We start from the raw sequence: 248 nt of genomic DNA on the forward strand, positions 1-248 counted from the left end.
TCTGGATTCCGCATCTTCGGCCCGGACGGGCGGCTCCTGTTCTTCGTGATCTGGAAGCCGCTCAAGACCAAGGAGATGCTGGTCTTCGCGGACGAGGCGTCAACGAAGCCGATGCTCTCGATCATGTTGCGATCGCTCGTCGACACGTCCGCGACGTACGACGTGACCGACGTGGCGACCGGCCAGCGCGTCGGTGTGATGAAGCGCGTTTCCGTCCTCCACAACAGGTGGACCCTCCTCGGCGAGGG

Annotated in this window: 1 protein-coding gene; it reads left to right on the plus strand. The window is 63.7% G+C overall.

All coding sequences use genetic code 11. The features are described 5' to 3' along the window. Positions 1 to 248, plus strand: a 248-nt coding sequence (locus KVT28_RS25970) for a hypothetical protein (protein ID WP_217551146.1), incomplete at both ends; no start/stop codon positions are given.

Origin of the sequence: Pantoea sp. GbtcB22 (assembly GCF_019091025.1) — a bacterium.
In the GTDB taxonomy this organism is placed as follows: domain Bacteria; phylum Pseudomonadota; class Gammaproteobacteria; order Enterobacterales; family Enterobacteriaceae; genus Pantoea; species Pantoea leporis.